17 protein-coding genes are annotated in these 18,531 nt (G+C 59.5%); 15 read left to right on the top strand and 2 right to left on the bottom strand.

All coding sequences use genetic code 11. The annotated features are described in order from the left end of the window. The first annotated feature begins 112 nt into the window (after positions 1–112). The 15 genes from tsf (at position 113) to AC1DXO_RS21735 (ending at position 15,472) form a co-directional block, all read left to right on the top strand. The gene (tsf, locus tag AC1DXO_RS21665) at positions 113–1,015 is read left to right on the top strand and encodes a translation elongation factor Ts (RefSeq protein ID WP_476980275.1); all 903 of its coding nucleotides are present in this window, start codon (positions 113–115) and stop codon (positions 1,013–1,015) included. A gap of 145 nt (positions 1,016–1,160) precedes the next feature. Beyond that, positions 1,161–1,883, top strand: a complete 723-nt coding sequence (pyrH, locus tag AC1DXO_RS21670) for a UMP kinase (RefSeq protein WP_476980276.1) — start codon at positions 1,161–1,163, stop codon at positions 1,881–1,883. A gap of 23 nt (positions 1,884–1,906) precedes the next feature. Further along, positions 1,907–2,464, top strand: coding sequence for a ribosome recycling factor (gene frr, locus AC1DXO_RS21675; RefSeq protein ID WP_476980277.1), 558 nt, complete (start codon positions 1,907–1,909; stop codon positions 2,462–2,464). A gap of 42 nt (positions 2,465–2,506) precedes the next feature. Next, entirely contained in the window at positions 2,507–3,280 is a 774-nt protein-coding gene (gene uppS, locus AC1DXO_RS21680) for a polyprenyl diphosphate synthase (RefSeq protein WP_476980278.1), read from the top strand. Further along, positions 3,219–4,142: a phosphatidate cytidylyltransferase gene (locus AC1DXO_RS21685; RefSeq protein WP_476980279.1), complete on the top strand. Its 924-nt coding sequence runs from the start codon at positions 3,219–3,221 to the stop codon at positions 4,140–4,142. The genes uppS and AC1DXO_RS21685 overlap by 62 nt, the downstream gene beginning before the upstream one ends. Beyond that, the gene (gene dxr, locus AC1DXO_RS21690) at positions 4,139–5,356 is read left to right on the top strand and encodes a 1-deoxy-D-xylulose-5-phosphate reductoisomerase (protein ID WP_476980280.1); all 1,218 of its coding nucleotides are present in this window, start codon (positions 4,139–4,141) and stop codon (positions 5,354–5,356) included. The genes AC1DXO_RS21685 and dxr overlap by 4 nt, the downstream gene beginning before the upstream one ends. Positions 5,357–5,383: 27 nt before the next feature. Next, positions 5,384–6,574: a M50 family metallopeptidase gene (locus AC1DXO_RS21695; protein ID WP_476980281.1), complete on the top strand. Its 1,191-nt coding sequence runs from the start codon at positions 5,384–5,386 to the stop codon at positions 6,572–6,574. A gap of 56 nt (positions 6,575–6,630) precedes the next feature. Continuing rightward, complete coding sequence (gene bamA / locus AC1DXO_RS21700; protein ID WP_476980282.1) at positions 6,631–9,027, top strand: outer membrane protein assembly factor BamA; 2,397 nt, start codon at positions 6,631–6,633, stop codon at positions 9,025–9,027. A gap of 17 nt (positions 9,028–9,044) precedes the next feature. Further along, positions 9,045–9,764 (top strand): OmpH family outer membrane protein, encoded by a 720-nt coding sequence (locus tag AC1DXO_RS21705; protein WP_476980283.1) that lies wholly within the window; start codon positions 9,045–9,047, stop codon positions 9,762–9,764. An 18-nt stretch (positions 9,765–9,782) separates the two neighbouring features. Further along, complete coding sequence (lpxD, locus tag AC1DXO_RS21710; RefSeq protein ID WP_476980284.1) at positions 9,783–10,811, top strand: UDP-3-O-(3-hydroxymyristoyl)glucosamine N-acyltransferase; 1,029 nt, start codon at positions 9,783–9,785, stop codon at positions 10,809–10,811. A gap of 9 nt (positions 10,812–10,820) precedes the next feature. Further along, positions 10,821–11,375, top strand: a complete 555-nt coding sequence (fabZ, locus tag AC1DXO_RS21715; protein ID WP_476980285.1) for a 3-hydroxyacyl-ACP dehydratase FabZ — start codon at positions 10,821–10,823, stop codon at positions 11,373–11,375. Continuing rightward, positions 11,372–12,163, top strand: a complete 792-nt coding sequence (gene lpxA / locus AC1DXO_RS21720) for an acyl-ACP--UDP-N-acetylglucosamine O-acyltransferase (protein WP_476980286.1) — start codon at positions 11,372–11,374, stop codon at positions 12,161–12,163. The genes fabZ and lpxA overlap by 4 nt, the downstream gene beginning before the upstream one ends. Positions 12,164–12,309: 146 nt before the next feature. Further along, on the top strand, positions 12,310–13,158 hold the full coding sequence (locus tag AC1DXO_RS21725; protein WP_476980287.1) for an LpxI family protein: 849 nt from the start codon (positions 12,310–12,312) through the stop codon (positions 13,156–13,158). Next, a complete protein-coding gene (lpxB, locus tag AC1DXO_RS21730; RefSeq protein ID WP_476980288.1) occupies positions 13,142–14,317 on the top strand; it encodes a lipid-A-disaccharide synthase in 1,176 nt (391 codons plus the stop codon). The genes AC1DXO_RS21725 and lpxB overlap by 17 nt, the downstream gene beginning before the upstream one ends. A gap of 42 nt (positions 14,318–14,359) precedes the next feature. Beyond that, the gene (locus AC1DXO_RS21735) at positions 14,360–15,472 is read left to right on the top strand and encodes a hypothetical protein (RefSeq protein ID WP_476980289.1); all 1,113 of its coding nucleotides are present in this window, start codon (positions 14,360–14,362) and stop codon (positions 15,470–15,472) included. 159 nt (positions 15,473–15,631) lie between these two features. Here AC1DXO_RS21735 and gltA read toward each other — a convergent pair whose 3' ends face one another. Beyond that, positions 15,632–16,921 (bottom strand): citrate synthase, encoded by a 1,290-nt coding sequence (gene gltA / locus AC1DXO_RS21740; RefSeq protein ID WP_476980290.1) that lies wholly within the window; start codon positions 16,919–16,921, stop codon positions 15,632–15,634. Between the two features lie 74 nt (positions 16,922–16,995). Next, positions 16,996–18,423 (bottom strand): glutamate--tRNA ligase, encoded by a 1,428-nt coding sequence (gene gltX, locus AC1DXO_RS21745; protein WP_476980291.1) that lies wholly within the window; start codon positions 18,421–18,423, stop codon positions 16,996–16,998. Positions 18,424–18,531 lie beyond the last annotated feature (108 nt).

Here is an 18,531-nt window from a genome sequence, read left to right on the forward strand (position 1 = left end):
TCATAGTTACCGCGACAGCTTAAGGTCAAACCGGCCTTAAGCTGTTGCTAAATTGACATCTCTCGCGGCTAACACGGCCGTGGTGTTTAAATTTCTGATTCTGGAGGATTTCATGACCGAAATCACAGCTGCACTCGTTAAGGATCTGCGCGAAAAGTCGGGCGCGGGCATGATGGACTGCAAGAAGGCCTTGCAGGAAAACGCCGGCGATATCGACGCGTCGATCGACTGGCTGCGTACCAAGGGCCTGTCCAAGGCCGCCAAGAAGGCTGACCGCGTCGCTGCCGAAGGTCTGGTCGTCGTGGCCAGCGATGGCAACTCGGCGGTTGCCGTCGAAGTCAATTCCGAAACCGACTTCGTTTCGCGCAACGAACTCTTTCAAAGCCTGGCTCGCAATGCCGGCAAGGCGGGTCTGACGGCCGGTTCGGTCGAAGACGTAGCCGATGCCGTAAAGGATGAGATCACCAACCTGATCGCCACGATCGGCGAAAACATGATGGTCCGCCGTTTCGCCAAGCACACCGTGTCGCAAGGCGCCGTGGCTTCCTACATCCACAACGCCATTGCGCCCGATCTCGGCCGCATCGCCGTTCTGGTCGCCTTGGAATCGGCCGGTGATCCGGAAGTTCTGAAGGATGTCGGCCGCAAGATCGCCATGCATGTCGCTGCGACCCAGCCCCTGTCGCTGTCGACCGACGATCTCGATCCGGCGGCCGTCGAGCGCGAAAAGGCGATCTTCACCGAGCAGGCCCTGGCTTCGGGCAAACCGGCTCAGGTCGTCGAAAAGATGGTCGAAGGCCGTATCCGCAAGTTCTTTGAAGAAGTCGTGCTGACCAAGCAGGCCTTCGTCATGAACCCGGATCAGACGATCGAACAACTGATCGCCGACACCGCCAAGCAACTGGGTACCCCTGTCACCATCACCGGCTTTACCCGTCTGGCGCTGGGTGAAGGCGTTGAGAAGAAGCAGGAAGATTTCGCCGCTGAAGTCGCTTCGATGACCGGCGCCGTATAATAATTTCTGTAGATACGAAAAGAGCGGGGCGCGGGCATTTGATATGCCGGCGCCCTTTTCTTTAGGGGCTCAAAGCGGTAAACCCGGCCCGACCAAGCTCGGCCCCACTGATTCACCGGCCTCGGCTTCACCACTGGAGTGCATTATGACCGCAGTAGCGGACCTCAAATACAAACGCATCCTGCTGAAGATCTCGGGCGAAGTTCTGATGGGAGATCAGGGCTTCGGAATCGATATGAAAACCGTGCAGGCCGTGGCCGAAGAAGTTGCCGCCGTCGCCCGTCTCGGCGTCGAACTGTGCCTGGTCATTGGCGGCGGCAATATCTTCCGTGGACTGTCGAAGGCGGCCGTGGGCATGGAACGCTCGTCGGCCGACTATATGGGCATGCTGGCGACCGTCATGAACGCCCTGGCCATGCAGAATGCCCTTGAAAAAAACGGTATCGATACGCGTGTTCAATCGGCGATCCAGATGAACGCCGTATGCGAGCCCTTCGTCCGCCGCCGCGCCATTCGCCACCTCGAAAAGGGCCGCGTGGTGATTTTTGCCGCCGGCACCGGGGCGCCCTATTTTACGACCGACACGGCCGCCGCTCTGCGCGCCGCCGAAATGAACTGCGATGCCCTGTTCAAGGGCACGTCCGTGGACGGCGTCTACACGGCCGACCCCAAGAAGGATCCTACGGCCGAGCGCTATGAAAACCTCAGCTATCTCGAAGTCTTGTCGCGCGATCTGAAGGTAATGGATGCATCGGCCGTTTCGCTGATGCGCGAAAATGCCATTCCGATCGTCGTCTTCTCTATCCGCACGCCGGGCGCCCTTGATGAAGTCATTCATGGCCGCGGCACCTACACCGTCATCACCTGACAACGACAGAAAAGGGAACCGAAATGGCAAAGCCCGACCTCAACCGCTACAAGGAACGCATGGACAAGGCAGTCCTGGCGCTCAAGGACGATTTTTCAGGCTTGCGAACCGGCCGGGCGTCGGCCTCGCTGCTCGATCAGATCGTTGTCGATGCCTACGGTTCGACCATGCCGTTGAATGCCTGCGCGGCCGTCAGTGTACCGGAGCCACGGATGATCAGCGTCAGCGTGTGGGACCGTGGCCTGACCATCTCCGTCGAGAAGGCCATCCGCAATTCCGGCCTGGGACTCAACCCGATTACCGACGGCCAGACACTTCGCATACCGATTCCGCCCCTGACCGAAGAACGCCGCAAGGATCTGGTCAAGATTGCCGGCAAATATGCCGAGACTCAGCGCGTTGCGGTTCGTAATGTGCGCCGTGAGGCGATGGACGACCTGAAAAAGGCCGAAAAGGCGTCCGAAATCAGCGAGGACGAAGAGAAGAAAGGCGGTACCGAGGTGCAGGGCTTTACCGACGCCGCCATCAAGCGTATCGACGAAGTGTTGAAGGCCAAGGAAGCCGAGATTCTGCAGGTCTGAGCCTGTTCTGTTACGTGCGGCCGTGCGCCGGAAAGTTGAGCTATGCCCCTGGGCTCCAAGGATGACCGCGACTCGCAGCGACCCGTGCCCGGCACGGAACCGTTGCACGTCGCCATCATCATGGATGGCAATGGGCGCTGGGCCAAGGAACGCGGCCAGATCCGGACCATGGGGCATCGCGCCGGTGTCAATGCGCTGAAGCGCACCATTACCGCGGCCGTCGATCTCGGCGTCACCCATATGACGGTGTTCGCCTTTTCGACGGAAAACTGGCGCCGGCCTGAGGCAGAGGTCAGTGACCTGATGGGGCTGCTACGTGCCTTCATCAAGTCCGATCTGGAGCGCCTGCGCCGGGAAGGGGTATGCGTCAGAATTATCGGCCAGGAAGCGGGACTGCCGGCCGATATTGTCGGCATGGTGGCGGACGCCCACGCCCGGACAAAGGATAATTCGCGCTTTTTCCTGCAGGTGGCGCTCAACTACGGCGCCCAGGCGGATATTGTCGAAGCTGCGCGCACCCTGGCCGAACAGGCGAGATCGGGTGAAATCGCCCCCTCCGATATTACGGCCGACAGCTTCGGCGAAAGGTTGTCGACCCACGGCCTGCCGCCTCTGGATCTGCTGATCAGGACAAGCGGCGAACACCGGCTGTCGAACTTCCTGCTGTGGGAAGCGGCCTATGCCGAGTTTGTCTTCCAGGACATCCTCTGGCCCGACTATGATCACGACGCGCTCAAGGCGGCGCTCGATATCTATGCCCAGCGTCATCGCCGGTTCGGCGCAGTGGATACGGGACATGCCGCCCAGTCCGCCTAAGACACCCAAATCCGAAGGACCGCCTGTACTCGGCACCCGCACACGCGAACTTCTGGTCCGCGTCGCCTCGGCCCTTGTGTTGATTCCTGTCGTGCTTTGGATAGCTACGGTGCATCGCGCCTGGCCTTTTGTCACCCAGGATGGCTGGCCGTTCCTCATCCTGATCAGCATCGGCGTCGGCCTGCTGTGTATCGAATGGGGCGCCATGGCGACGCCGACCAACGCCGGACGCCTATCGGTCGCCCTGACCGTCGCTATCTTGGCGGCCTTGTTCACAACCTATCTCGGCCCACCCGGCCTGTCCTTCCTGATCCTGCTGTTCGGCGGATTGTGCACGGGCCTGTACGCCTACCGCCTTGGCCTGGCCTGGATGGATGCCGCCTATGGCGCGCTTTACATCGGCTTTCCTGCCATCGTCATCCTCTGGCTGCGCCTGTCGCCGCACGGCGGCGATTGGGTTCTGTTCGCCTTCATGATCGCCTGGGCATCGGACAGCGCCGCCTATATTGTCGGCAAGCTGGTCGGCGGGCCGAAGCTGTGGCGGCGCTATTCACCCAACAAGACGTGGTCGGGCTTCGTCGGCGGGATCATTGCCGGCATGCTGACGGCGGCAACCCTGTCGGACTGGACGCACCTTTTCGCCCACGATACGTCGGCCTCGATCGTCGGGCTTATCGTGGCGTTGTCGACCATGGCGGGCGACCTGTGGGAATCGGCCCTAAAACGGCGTTTCGGGGTCAAGGACGCGGGCAGCCTAATTCCCGGCCACGGCGGCCTGATGGATCGCGTCGACGGGCTTATGTTTGCTATTGTGGCGCTTGGCGGTATACGTCTTCTGGTCTTGTTAGGTACCCAGATATGACCCGGCGTATTTCCATCTTAGGTTCGACCGGCTCGATCGGTGTATCGACCCTGCGCCTGATCGACGAGGTGGCCCAGGGACCTGAAAGCCTCGACTACGCCATCGAAGCCCTGGTCGGCGGTCGCAATGTCGATCTTCTGGCTGAACAGGCGCTGAAATATCGCCCGGCGCTGACGGTCCTGGCCGATGAAAGCCAATGGCCGGCCTTCCAGGACCTTATGAGTGGCAGCGGACTTGAGATCGCCTGCGGCGAAGCGGCGGTTTGCGAAGCGGCGGGGCGGCCGGTCGACTGGATCATGGCGGCGATTGTCGGTATAGCCGGACTTAAGCCCGTCTGGGCCGCGGCGGGAACCGGGGCGATCCTGGCCCTGGCCAACAAGGAGAGCCTGGTGTGTTGCGGGCGGGCGCTCATCGAGCGCGTCGAGGCACACGGGGGCAGGGTGCTGCCAGTCGATTCAGAGCATAACGCCATCTTTCAGGTGCTGGATGCGACGCAAAAGGCAAAGATTGCCAAACTCATTCTGACGGCGTCCGGCGGGCCATTTTTCGGCAAGTCGCGAGCGGACCTGGCGTCCGTGACGCTGGAACAGGCCCTGAAACATCCCAACTGGTCGATGGGCGCGAAAATCACCGTGGATTCGGCCAGCCTGGCGAACAAGGGCCTGGAATTGATCGAGGCGTCCTACCTGTTCGACATGCCGCAGGAACGCATCGACGTCGTTGTTCATCCGCAGTCGGTGATCCACAGCCTGGTGGAATATGCCGATGGTTCCAGTCTGGCACAGTTGGGCACGCCCGACATGCGAGTCCCGATTTCGTACTGTCTCGGATGGCCCGACCGGATCGCCTGGCAGGCGCCGAAACTGGATCTGGTGGCGCGCGGCAGCCTGACCTTTGCGGCGCCCGATATGGACGCTTTTCCGATGCTGCGACTGGCGCGCGAGGCCCTGGCGCAGGGCGAGGGCATGACCAATGTCTTCAATGCGGCCAATGAGGTGTGCGTTCAGGCATTTCTGGACCGCCGCATCGGTTTTTTACAAATCGCCCATTTCGTTGAAAACGCCATGATGCGGGCTCAATTGCCGTCTATCTCTTCCAAAGATCACACAAAGCGTGATATGTCCGAAGGTAGAATGACTCTTGCACTGGACATAGATGCGCATGTGCGGCGGCTGGTTCAGGATATGTTTGTGACGGCCAATCAACATGCATAAGAGGTCGCGTAACAGGGAGGACGGCGTTTGTTGAATTTCGTAGGCATCCCGGCGATCCTGGTCATCATCTCGATCATCGTGACCTTCCACGAATTGGGACACTTCTGGGTCGCGCGCTTGTTCAAGACACGCGTCGAGCGTTTTTCCGTCGGCTTCGGCAAGATACTGCTGCGTCGTAAAGACAAGAACGGCGTCGAATGGTGTCTCAGCGCCCTGCCGTTTGGCGGCTATGTCAAGTTTGCCGGCGATGAAAACATCTCTTCGATGATGCCAAGCCAGGAAGACCTGGAAGCGTCGCGCGCCCTGATTCTGGCGCGCGAAGGCGAAGAAGCGGTCGGTGAGTATTTCCACTTCAAACCGCTGTGGCAGCGTTTTCTGATCATTCTGGCTGGCCCCATGGCCAATTTCGTCCTCGCCATCGCGATCTTTTTTGTCATGATAGCTCTGTTCGGCCAGATGGTCGGTCGGCCGGTCGTCCGGCAGGTAAACGTGGGTAGTCCAGCTGAAGCGGCGGGTTTTCGCGTCAATGATGTCCTGGTCGCGGTCGAACATCGCAAGGTCGACACCGGTGTGGATTTTCAGCGCATGATCGCGCTACGCTCGAACACCTCGACGATTGTTACGGTGGAACGCAATACGGCAATGGTTGATCTGATCGCGATGCCGAAACGCGGTGAACTGTATGGCGCCGATGGCAAGCCTTTGGGTGTCCAGGGCGGGGTTTTGGGGATCGGTCTGACGGACAGCGTCGTGCCGAGGCGTGTCGGGATCGGCGAAGCCTTTGTTCTGGGCTGCCGTCAGACGTGGGATGTCCTTGCAACAAACCTGACCTATATCGGCCGTATTTTCATTGGAAAAGAAGACGGCAAGCAACTTGGCGGTATTGTCGGCATGGCCAAGGCCAGCGGCGATATGGCCGTCGACGCGACCAAGATCGAGGGGCCGTGGTGGTACAAGGCTTTGAATCTGATTCTGAACTATGTAAACCTTACCGCTTTCATTTCGATCGGCGTCGGATTCGTTAATCTTCTGCCGATACCGGTGCTCGATGGCGGCCATCTGGCCTTTTACGCCTATCAGAGTGTGGCGAAAAAACCAGTTTCCGCAGGATTCCAAAACCTGGCCTTCCGGATTGCCATAGTCCTGATATTAGGCTTAATGCTTTTCGCCAACTGGAACGACCTCAGTCGTATCCTTTTTGCTGGGCATTCCAGCTGATGTCTGCATTTCGTAACTGCCCGTTCGTACAACATAACGCTGCCACAAGAGGCTTCATGACCCGCTCCCGTATCCTTACCCTAAGCGTCAGCGCCCTGGCCCTGGCCACTATGGGCCTTGCCGCGGGCGCCCAGGCGCGTACCTACATGCAGGACGAGGCCGCAGCCGCTCCGGCAGAGGCCGCGCCGGCGCGCCAGGCGACCGCCTATGTCGACCATATCGTCGTCGAAGGTAATGAGCGCATCGATTCGCAGACCATCACCTCCTACCTGCCGTTCCAGGCTGGTGCGACCGTCGATTCCGAACTGATCGACCTTGCCGTCAAGACGCTGTACCGCACAGACCTGTTTTCCGACGTCCAGATTGCGATGAACGGCAACGAGATGGTCGTTACGGTCGTCGAAAGTCCGATCATCAATCAGGTCGTCTTCGAAGGCAACCACGCCATAACCAAGGACAAGCTGCGCGAAGAAGTACAGATTCGTCCGCGCGGCGTCTTCACCAAGGCCAAGGTCCAGGAGGACGTGCAGCGCGTCGTCGAACTGTACCGTAAGGGCGGCCGTATAGCCGCCACCGTGACGCCGAAGATTGTCGAACTGCCGCAAAAGCGCGTCGACCTGATCTTTGAAATCAACGAAGGCCCCAAGACGGGTGTGTCGTCGGTCAATTTCGTCGGCAATCGCGCATTTTCCGATAACGACCTGAAGGGTGTCATCGTGACGCGCAAGTCGTTATGGTGGAAATTCTTCTCGTCGAACGACAATTACGATCCCGACCGGATGGACTACGATCGCGAACAGCTGCGCAAGTTCTACACCAACCGCGGCTATTTCGACTTCCGCGTCATATCGGCGGTTGCCGAACTGACGCCCGACCGCAAGGACTTCGCCATCTCCTACACCCTGGATGAGGGCCAGAAGTACAATTTCGGCCGTATCACCATCAAGACGGACAATGACAAGCTCAAGGCGGAAAACCTGCAGCGTTCGCTGTCGATCCGTCCTGGCCAGCTGTACGAAAGCGATCGGGTTGAAAAGGCCGTCGATGATCTGACCTTTGCCGCCGGCGCCGCGGGCTTTGCCTTTGTCGACATTCGTCCCCAGGAAGATTCCGATCCGAACAATCACAAGGTCGACCTGGTCTTCAACGTCCACGAAGGTGCGCGCGTCTATATCGACAAGATCAATATCGTCGGCAATACGGCGACGCTCGATCGTGTTATTCGCCGTCAGATGCTGGTTTCGGAAGGCGACGCCTATAACAAGGCGCTGCTGGAACGCTCCAAGATGTACATAACCGGCCTGGGCTTCTTCAAGGACGGTGAAACCGGCGTCAAGATCAGCGAAAAGCCTTCGCCGCAGGCCGGCAAGACCAATATCGAAGTGGCCGTGATCGAACAGCCGACCGGTGAACTGTCGTTCGGCGCCGGTTTCTCGTCGATCCAGAAGTTCATTCTCGACATCGGCATTTCGCAGAGCAACTTCCGCGGCACCGGCCAGGACGTGCGGGCGCGCATCCAGACGGGTTCGATCCAGAAGGACATCGACTTCTCCTTCACCGAGCCGCACTTCATGGGTCGCGACGTGTCGGCAGGTGTCGACCTGTTCTCCAGCTCCTACAACTACCGCAACGTCGCATTCTCCACGGAATCGACCGGCGCCGGCGTGCGTCTGGGCTACAACCTCAATGGTTACTCGGTCCTGCGCCTGCGTTATAACATCCGCAAGGACTTCGTTTCGACCACCACGACCAACTGCGATGGTCTGCTGTACAACTGCGGCAACGGCGTGACGTCGTCCGTGGGCTACTCGCTGTCCTACGATCGTCGTAACGACTTCATCAACGCCACGCGCGGCTGGATGGGCATCCTGCGTCAGGACTTCGCCGGCCTTGGTGGGGATGTGAAATACGTCCGTACCGAGGGTGAAGGCCATTGGTACCATGGCTTCGCAAAGGAAATGATCCTGCATGCTTCGGGTACGGCCGGCTCGATTGTGCCGATCGGCGGCGACTCCGTGCGGGTCAATGACCGCTTCTTCAAGGGCGGCGATACGATGCGCGGCTTCGAATACGCCGGTATTGGTCCGCGCGACCTGTCCAATTCCACCGGTTACGCCCTGGGTGGTCAGACCTACGCCATCGGCTCTCTGGAGTTGGGGATACCCAACCACCTGCCGGACCAGTACGGCCTTAAAACAGCTTTATTTATCGATATAGGTACACTCGGAGGTATTGATAAATCGCTGAAGACATATCCTGCATCCGCCGGTTCACTGGCCGGTCAGATCAATCCATACGTTAAGGATGATTTTGCCTTGCGGGCTTCCGCCGGTATTACTATTCGTTGGAAATCGCCCATGGGCCCGGTGCAGTTCGACCTGAGCCAGGTGCTGTCCAAAGCCGACTATGATAAGGTCGAAACCTTCCGCTTCTCGCAATCCACTCAATTCTAAACACGAAGTTCCAAACCATGAAAAAGATCTCGTTTGTTGCTCTCGCCAGCGTGCTGGCTCTGACGGCTGCCGGCCAGTCCCTGGCGCAGGCGGCCAAGCCTGCCGCCGCTCCGGTGGCGCCTCAGGCTGCTACACCGACGCCGCCGACCTTCGGTGCTCCCGCACCCGGTCAGTGCGTTATCGACACCAATTTGGTCGTGAACAATTCGGCCATGGGCAAGTCCGCGTCCGAGCGCCTTGTTCAGATCGGCGCCCAGGTTGACGCCGAACTGTCGCCTGAGGGCGAAGCGCTGGAAACCGAAAAGAACGCCTTGCAGGCAACCGCCCGCAGCAATCCGACGGGCCCGGCCAAGACGACGTTTGAAGGCAAGGTAACCGCTTTCCAGAAGAAGGCCGAAGCCTTCCAGCAAAAGGTTCAGCTGCGCAAGGCGGAAATGCAGTACACCAGCCAGGCCGTTCAGCAGGCTCTGTACTCGCGCGCCATTCCATATATCAACACCGTTGTGACGCAAAAGGGTTGTTCGATGGTTGTCGAAGCCGGCAGCCTGCTGCATTATGAAGCTGCTGGCGCCAATGATGAGTCCACGACCTTCACTTATGTGAATCCGGCTATGGACCTGACCACGACGGTTGTGCAAAAGATGGATGCGTCGAACGAGCAACTGCCCCAGTTCGAACGCGTGCATCTCGATCAGCAGCAGCAAGCTGCTCAGGGTGCCGCCCCCGCAAAGAAATAAAACGAGTTAGACCGCCTTATGCCTGATCTGCGCTTTTTTGATATCGGTTCAAAAATAGACCTCGATCAGGTGGCGGCCTTGACCTCCACCCGGCTGGCAAAGCCGGGTAAGAAGGGGAGCGGGTTCGTAACAGCCTGCGCCCCTTTATCTTTTGGGGGACCCGGTAAGGCAGCGTTCTTTTCGGACCGCCGCTATCTGACAAATCTGCACAGGACGGAGGCAGAATTCGTCTTCGTCCAGTCCGACTATGTCGACCATGTACCCGACAAGAGTGTGCCGATTGTCAGTCCGGCGCCGCAGGCATCCTGGGCCAGGCTGGCGGCGCGCCTGTACAGGCCGCGCAAGCATGAGGGCAGCGCGCCCGTTCATCCCAGTGTCCGGCATGAAGACAGCGTGACCTTGGGCGTCGGCGTCGTGATAGGCCAGGACGTTGAGATAGGGGCGGGTACCCGTGTCGAAGCCTATGCGGTGATTGGCCCGGGTGTGCGTATCGGTCGCGACTGTCATATCGGCGCCCACAGCACCATCTATTGCGCGTTGATCGGCGACCGTGTGCAACTGGCATCGGGTGTCCGCATCGGTGAGGCCGGTTTCGGCGTCAGCGGCGACGCGCGCGGGCTGGTCGATGTGCCGCAGTTGGGTCGGGTCATCCTGCAGGACGACGTCAGTATCGGCGCCGGCACCTGCGTCGATCGTGGGGCCTTTGAAGACACCATTGTCGGCGAAGCGACCAAGGTCGATAATATGGTCCAGATCGCCCACAACGTACGTATAGGGCGTAATTGCATCGTTGCTGCCCATTCCGGGTTGTCGGGTTCTGTACGTATCGGCGACGGCGCCATGTTCGGCGGCCGGGCTGGAATTATCGATCATATTGAAATTGGGGCTGGCGCCAAGGTTGCCGCTGGGGCAATTGTGTTCAAGGACGTGCCGCCAGGCGCCATGGTCTCGGGTTTCCCGGCCAAGCCATCGCGGCAGTTTCTGCGTGAAGTGGTGTGGCTGGAAAAGAACGCGGCGGCCAAGGACTCCGGTAAGGACAAGGGATAAGAGACTTAGATGACGATGACTGATGACGAGATGCCGGAAGCTGCACCTGAAACCTCTTCCGAAACCTCCACCGAAACCTTGCCGAAAAGCTCATCGGACGATTCGCCAGCGGACTCGAACGTCTCGGTGGATTATGCCGAAATCCTTAAGCGCATTCCGCACCGCTATCCCTTTCTGCTGATCGATCGCGGTGAGCACTGGGTGAAGAACAAGTCGATGGTGGGCATCAAGAATGTCACATTCAACGAGCCGTTCTTCGCTGGGCATTTTCCGGAAAACCCTGTCATGCCGGGCGTTCTGCTGATCGAGGCCCTGGGCCAGACGGGCGCCGTCCTGATGTCGAAATCTTTGGACGTAGAAGTTGAAGGCAAGACCATCTTCTTTATGTCGGTGGATGGTGTACGGTTCCGCAGTCCCGTCCGCCCCGGCGACGTGGTGCGCATGCCGGTAGAGGTGGTGCGTCATCGCGGCGATGTCTTCAAGTTCCGTGGCGAAGCCTATGTCGGCGACAAGATTGTGTGTGAGGCCGAATTTGCGGCCATGGTGGTCGAGAGTCCAAAATGACAGTTACTATTCACCCAACGGCGATCGTGCATGACGGGGCGATGCTGGGCGAGGGGGTGAATATCGGGCCCTATTGTATCGTCGGGCCCCAGGTTACGCTGAAGGACCGGGTGTCTCTGAAATCCCACGTGGTGATCGATGGTATTACGGAGATCGGTACGGAGACGGTTGTGCATCCGTTTGCCTGTCTGGGCGGCCCACCGCAGCATCTGGCGCACAGGGGCGAGCCGACGAAGCTGATGGTCGGTGAGCGCAACCTGGTGCGTGAGCATGTGATTATGCATGCTGGCACGGAAAAGGGTGGCGGGGTCACCGAAGTCGGCAATGACTGCATGTTTATGTCGGGTTCGGGTATCGCGCACGATTGTATTCTGGGCAACAATGTCATTTTGGCCAATCTGGCTTCGGTCGGCGGCCATGTGAAGATCGGCGATTTCGTATTTTTGGGCGGATCGTGTGCTGTGCATCAGTTCGCGCGTCTGGGTAGGTATTGTTTCATCGGCGGCGGAGCTGTGGTGACCAAGGACGTCATTCCGTACGGTTCGGTGTGGGGAAACCATGCGCGGCTGGAGGGTTTGAACCTGGTTGGGTTGAAGCGGCGCGGGTTCTCGCGTGAGCTGATCCTGGCGCTGCGGACGGCCTATCGCATGATGTTTGCCGAGGAAGGCACGTTCCAGGAACGGCTGGATGATGTGCTGGAGAATTTCTCGGATATTGATCAGGTGGTGGAGATCGTGCGGTTTATCCGTGAGGATTCGACACGGCCGATCTGCCTTCCATCTGATTAGGTTACGGGGTGTGGGGCCCGAGGCCCCACGTCTTTACTTCTTTCTTCCTATCCGCCGCGCGCGGCGGTAGGAAGAAAGAAATGCAGGAAGTATGTGGGGCCTCGGGCCCCACACCCCATAACTCAACGGTGCAAGACCGACCGATCATGTCAAATCCCCCGAACAAACTCGCCCTGATCTCCGGCGGCGGCGCGCTCCCCGTCGAAATCGCCACCTATCTCGCCAAGACCCAACGTCCCTACACGGTCGTGCGCATCGAAGGGCTCTCCGACACTGCCCTGAACGACCATCCCGGTCACACCCTCGGTCTCGGCGACTTCGCCAAACTCTTCGAAATCCTCAGCGTCGAACAGTGCAAAGCCGTCTGCATGTGCGGCTATGTCCAGCGCCCCGACTTCGACACCATGCAAAAGGACCAGGGCGGCGCCAACGTCCTGCCCGGCATCCAGTCCGCCGGCCGCGGCGGCGACGATAGCCTCCTGCGCCAGGTCGCCAAGGTCATCGCCAGCCAGGGCTACCACATCGAAGGCGCCCACGAAGCCAACCCAGACCTGCTGATTGGCCAGGGCCTCCAGGCCGGCCCCGACCCATCGCCCGACGCCATGGAAGACGCCCAGGAAGCCATGCGCGTCGCCGCCGCCATCGGCGCCCTCGATATCGGCCAGGCCGTCGTTGTCGCCGGTCGCATCACCCTGGCCGTCGAAGCCCAGGAAGGTACGCAGGCCATGCTTGGCCGTATCACTTCGCTTTCACCATCAATCCGCGGGTCAATTGCCAATCGCAAGGGAATTTTGGCCAAGCTGGCCAAGCCTATCCAGGATTTGCGCCTCGACATGCCGACCATCGGCCTCTCCACCGTCGAGGACGCCGCCGCCGCCGGCCTGTGCGGTATCGTCGCTCGCGCCCGCCACCTGCTCATCATCGACAAGCCCGCCGTCTATGCTCGCGCCCACGATCTCGGCATCTTTATCTACGGTCATGACGACCATGCATAAGAAGCTCATGCTCATCGCCGCCGAAGCCTCCGGCGACATGCTCGGCGCCGGTCTGATGGCGCAGCTTCGCGCCCAATCTCCCGACACCGACTGGACCTTTGTCGGCGTCGGCGGAGCCCGTATGGCCGAGCAGGGCGTCAAAAGCCCGTTCGATATTGCTCAGCTGTCAATCCTGGGCCTCCTGGAGGGGCTGAAGGCCCTGCCACGGGTCAATGCCCGTGTCCGCGACACCGTGGCTCTGGCGCAGGCTGAAAAGCCCGATGCCGTGGTCCTGATCGACTCGTGGGGATTCACCCTGCGCGCCGCCAAGGCTATCCGCAAAGTCATGCCCTCCGTCCCCCTGATCAAATATGTCGGTCCCCAGGTTTGGGCCATGCGCCCGGGCCGCGCCAAAACCCTGGCCGGTGCAGTCGACATGCTGTTGGCCCTGCATCCGATGGACGCGCCCTATTTCGAACGGGAAGGGCTGAAGACCATCGTCGTTGGCAATCCTGCGCTCAATGTTGATTTTGCAAGCGCCGATCCGTTGGCTTTTCGGCGCAAGCTTGAACTGGGGCCGGATGCGCCTTTGCTGATGGTCCTGCCGGGCAGCCGACCGTCTGAGATCAAGCGGTTGATGCCGGTCTTTATCGAGACTATGCAGCGACTGAGCCGCGAACATCCGGATCTGACCTTGGTCATGCCGGTGGCTGAGACCGTGCGTGACCTGGTTGTGCCAATGGTCGAAGGGCTCGATCTCCGCCTTCATCTGATCGAGAACGAGCACGACAAATATTCCGCCATGCGCGCAGCGACCCTGGCCCTGGCATGTTCCGGTACGGTGTCGACCGAACTGGCCCTGGCTGGATGTCCGATGGTCATCGCCTATAAGGTCGAGCCTCTGACTCACTGGATCTTCAAGAACGTTGCGACGATCAAGTGGGTGACCCTGTTCAACATCGCGGCTGGCAAAGACATCGCGCCTGAGTATATCCAGGACAATTGTACAGCGGATAAGCTGGTTGCGGCTATTGATCGGCGATTTGGTGATAAGGCCTTACGCGACAAGCAGATAGCTGACCAATTTCAGGCGTTGGATCTGATGGGCCGCGGCCAGCGCCCGCCAGCGGAATTGGCGGCAGGGGCTGTGCTGGAGTTTCTCAAGATAAGCACGGTGTGAGTTGTTGCCGTGTCAATCCATTTCGTCGCAGCTTAGATCATAATGTCAACCAACGAACAGATCATACCTTGGTTTCGGTCGCTGTTCGAAGCTATTGACAGAGGCCGTTACGGTCAAAGCGAGGCTGACCTACGTCCTGAGCAGATGATCGAGCAGTGGTGCATTGATTGGGGCAACGTAGCTGTCTCCTGGTTTCGCGCGCTGTCGGAACGCTCAGGTGATCCTGTGCCATCCGTGTCTCAGGAGGAACTCTGGGGACTCTACGCCTTCTCCAGAGTAAACCAATTGCTTTTGCTTGCCTTTCAAGAACCAGGTTCATCTGACAGCGACTGGGCGCAGGATGTGACGCCTGACGAATATCGCAGCTTTCTGTGGCGCTTTGGGTTGGATGCCGTCACCGCCAAACCTTTCTCGCCCTTTTTCCACGAGATTGTAGCGGTCGAACAAACTCCAGACGACGATGCGGCGCCGGTTATACTGCGCGAACTGTGGCCGGCGGTGATGTTAGGGAACTTGCTGATCTCACGCGCTGGTGTGGCCGTGTCCGCCGGCAAGAGCCATGTAAACAAAGACATCGCCGAACGCTCGACCCTATATTTTGAGTACTGCAGACGCAACCGTAAGGTCAGCGATTTGTCGCATGGCTGGGGGCATAATTCGCAATGGCGCACAGATTTTCGTCGTGACTATCTCTTCGACGGTTACTTCCATTTTAACGTCGACGGAGAAGCTTTAACATCAGAGCTACATCCCTACGACGCCCATTGGATCGAGGCCGGCTTGGAAACAGAGGCAAAATTGGTGCCGCTCAGCCATGATGAACGCATCGAACTGCTGATGTATCGCAGCCTTGTCACTATAGAGGTGCCAGATCAAGATCACTGGCCATTCGACGATACCATTTGTGCGCCAACACCGATCGGTCTTGTGGTTACGCGAGACAATGGCGATCGCGTGTGGAGCACGTCCATAGAACCGAAGGCGGACGTGCCGCCTCCCGAACGTCCCACGCTCTTGCCTACGCAAAAGGACCCAGTTGAGCCCGACGATGAAGTACCGCTTTATCGTTGGCGTGACTTTGCACTTCGGAACACTGGTGGCTTTCTTGCCAGCTTGCGCGCGTTATGGAACGCAGTTTTGCGCGACCGGCAATAGGATAAGTTGGCGCGCATCAACCCAATCCGCCCCGCGTTGTGGAGTCCGTAACCCCGTCGTCATTCCAATAAAAAAGCCCAAGCCCTGAAGGGGGCTGGGCTATTTTATTGGAAAGGAAGACGTGGGGCCGCAGGCCCCACACCCCGAAACGCGACGGCGCTAACCGCGCGACGACACCGGCACATAATCTCGCTGCGTCGCGCCCGTATACAGCTGCCGCGGACGGCCGATCCTCTGCGATGGGTCCTCGATCATTTCCTTCCATTGCGCGATCCAGCCCACCGTACGCGCCAGGGCGAATAGCACGGTAAACATGGTCGTCGGGAAGCCCATGGCCGACAAGGTGATGCCGGAATAGAAGTCGACGTTTGGATACAGCTTGCGTTCAATAAAGAACTCGTCGCTCAAGGCCACGCGTTCCAGCTCCTTGGCGACCTGGAACAACGGATCATTGGCGTCGCCCACCGCCGCCAGAACCTCGTCGGCCGACTGCTTCATCACCGTCGCCCGCGGATCGTAGTTCTTGTACACCCGGTGACCGAATCCCATCAGGCGGTACTTGCGGTCCTTCACCCCGGCGACAAATTCCGGAATCCGCTCCGGCGTACCGATTTCCTTCAGCATGTTCAGCGCCTCTTCATTGGCGCCGCCATGGCTGGGGCCCCACAGGCAGGCAATGCCGGCCGCGATGCAGGCAAACGGATTGGCGCCCGACGATCCCGCCAGACGTACTGTCGAGGTCGAGGCATTCTGTTCGTGATCGGCGTGCAGGATGAAGATGCGGTCCATGGCCTTGGCCAGGACCGGGTTCACCACATAGTCTTCCGCCGGCACAGCGAAGCACATGCGCAGGAAGTTTTCGGAATAGCTCAGCTTGTTCAGGGGATGCACGAACGGCTGGCCCAAATTGTACTTGAACGCCCGCGCCGCGATCGTCGGCATCTTGGCGATCAGACGGTGCGCCGAAATTTCGCGCTGGCGCAGATCATGGATGTCCAGACTGTCGTGATAAAAGGCTGACAGGGCGCCAACCGCGCCGGTCATGACGGCCATCGGGTGGGCGTCGCGGCGGAAGCCCGAGAAGAAACGGTCGAACTGCTCATGCAGCATGGTATGACGCGTAATCGTCGTCTCGAACTGCTCGAACTCGGCCGCCTTGGGCAATTCGCCGTGCAGCAGCAGATAGCATACCTCGAGGAAGCTCGACTTTTCCGCCAGTTGGCCGATCGGATAACCACGGTGCAGCAATACGCCGGCATCGCCGTCGATATAGGTGATCTTGCTTTCGCAGGCCGCCGTCGACGTAAAGCCCGGGTCGTAGGTAAAGGCGTCTGTCTCGGCATATAGCTTGCGGATGTCGATGACGTCCGGGCCGAGCGTGCCCTTGGAAACGGGGAGGTTGACGACCTTATCGCCGAGCGTCAGCTGGGCTGGTGGAGTCTGGGACATGTTACGCTTACCCCTAGTTTGTGTTTGTGCGGCGCAACGAAAACTGCGCTGCGCCTGCTATATAAACAGTCTTCCTAAATGAAAAGAGCCTCATTCAGCCGTGACAGGCTCTCCTCGCGCCCAAGAGCAGCGAAAACCTTGGAAATGTCCGGAGCCGGATGGCCGCCGGACAGGATGCCGCGCAACACCGGACCTATCTTCCCAAAGCCAATGCCTTCATTTTCAACGAATTTCTTCAATGCGGCGTCCGTTGCGTCAGCCTCCCAGGCCGTCCACGTCAACACATTTTCGTGAAGACGCTTAAGGCGTGACACGGTTTCCTCAGTCAGCAAATTTTTTGTCTTGTCGTCGAGCGTAAACGGCCCCTTCGCCAGAGCGAAATGCGCCAGTTCTCCTAGCTGAACAAGGGTCTGGGCGCGTTCCTTGACCAGGGGCAGGGTGCGCGCCAGGATCGCCCGCGTCGGTGCATCGTCGACATGGCCATGACGGTGCAGGTCGGCGGCGATCAGGTCGATCAAACGCGCGTCGTCACATGCCCGGATCCAGTGGGCATTGACCGAGCCCAGCTTGGCGAAATCCAGCCGTGAGGGCGCGCGGTTGATATCGCCGATGTCAAACCAGGCGATCGCCTGGGCATCGTCGAAAATCTCGTCATCGCCATGCGACCAGCCCAGCCGCGCCAGGTAGTTGCGCATCGCCTCAGGCAAATAGCCAAGGTCCTGATAATCGCCGACGGCCTGGGCGCCGTGGCGCTTGCTCAACTTGGCGCCGTCAGGGCCGTGAATCAACGGGATATGCGCGAACACCGGCACATCCCAGCCCAGCGCCTGATAGATCAGACTCTGGCGGGCGGCGTTATTCAGATGGTCGTCACCACGGATAATATGCGTGATGCCCATATCATGGTCATCGACCACGACGGCCAGGTTATAGGTCGGCGTGCCGTCCGATCGCAGCAGGATCAGATCGTCCATGTCCTTGGTGTTAAAGCGCACATCGCCCTGGACGGCGTCGTGGATCACCAGCGGCTCGTCCAGCGGGCCCTTGAAGCGGACCACATGCGGCTGGGCCAGTTGCTCGGCCGTCGCCGTCCTGTCGCGCCAGCTTGAGCGCAAGGCGTGGCCGGCGGCGCGAGCTTCCTCACGCGCCGTTTCGGTTTCTTCGGTCGTCATGAAACAGGCATAGGCGCGGCCGCGCGCCAGCAGATCGGCCACGGCTTCCTTGTGGCGGCCCTCGCGGGTGTGCTGGAACAGGATTTCGCCGTCGGCCTGCAGGCCCAGCCAATTCAGGCCTTCGAAGATCGCGTCGACCGCCGCGGCCGTCGAGCGTTCACGATCGGTGTCCTCGATGCGGATCAGGAACTTGCCGCCGGTATGTTTGGCATAGAGCCAGTTGAACAGAGCCGTGCGCGCGCCGCCGATATGCAGGTAGCCGGTCGGCGAGGGGGCGAAGCGCGTAACAACGGCGGTTGAGCCTGAGTCTTGTGTAAGGTGCTGTGTCATGATCAAGTGCAGTCAACGGGTCTGAAAACGGTGCGCCCTTATAACCGGGTTTAACCTTCACCCAAGCGATTTTTAAACCACGGGGTAGGGGCTTCGTTTGCCAGCATG

It is taken from the genome of Asticcacaulis sp. P2_C5 (assembly GCF_056404555.1).